Below are 962 nucleotides of genomic sequence, written 5' to 3'. Positions count from 1 at the left end.
CTAGGTTCTGTCTCCCAATGAGGTGAATTGATCGGCCCCGCGGTCGGGGTCGATCGTGCATCATGTCGTGCGTGGCGACCGCGATCGGTGATCGATACCAGGTTCTGACCGACAAGCAGTGGGAACTGCTGGAGTTGCTGCTACCGAAGTCCGAGGGCCACGTGGGTCGTAACTTCGCCAACAATCGCCTGGTGGTGGAGGGGATGCTGTATCGGCTGCGCACCAGTCTGCCGTGGCGGGATCTGCCGGAACATTTCGGGCCGTGGCAGACGGTGTGGAAACGCCACCGCCGCTATGCCGCCGACGGCACCTGGGACCGGGTGCTGACCGCTCTGGTCGCCCTTGCCGACAGCACCGGTGACCTGGACTGGGTTGTCTCGGTCGATTCGACGATCGTGCGGGCACATCAACACGCCGCCGGCGCGGCCGCCGACTCGGTGACCGGGCTATGAACCGGCCGACCATGCCATCGGGCGCTCCCGTGGTGGGCTGACCACCAAGATCCATTTCGCCGCTGACGGCGCCGGTCGCAGCCTGGCCGTGCTGCTCACGCCCGGTCAAACCAACGACTCGCCGCTGCTGGGGCCGCTGCTGGACGCGGTGGTGGTGCCGCGACTGGCCGGTGGGGCGCCGCGGCGCAATCCGGAGGTGGTGATCGCCGACCGCGCCTACTCGGCGGCGTCGAACCGAACTCTGTTGCGCCGCAAACGCCTCCAGGCCGTGATTCCCGAACGCCGGGACCAGGTCGCCAACCGCAAACGCAAGGGCCGCGCAGGTGGGCGGGCACCGAACTTCGATGCCGAGATCTACAAACGCCGCAATGTCATCGAACGTGCCTTCAACAGGGCCAAGCACTGGCGGGCGGTGGCCACTCGCTACGACAAACTCGCGATCACCTACCGGGCCGGATTCGTCCTGGCCCTCGTCGTTGAATGGCTCAAATCATTGGGAGACACGACCTA

Annotated in this window: 1 pseudogene; it reads left to right on the top strand. The window is 66.2% G+C overall.

Annotated elements, in window-relative coordinates:
* Positions 1–62: 62 nt before the first annotated feature.
* Positions 63–962 (top strand): annotated as a pseudogene (locus GVY64_RS37025) (IS5 family transposase); the annotation flags it as partial.

This window comes from Nocardia sp. CY41, from assembly GCF_009829325.1.
Taxonomy (GTDB): domain Bacteria; phylum Actinomycetota; class Actinomycetes; order Mycobacteriales; family Mycobacteriaceae; genus Nocardia.
This window is presented reverse-complemented; position numbering and strand designations above follow the sequence as displayed.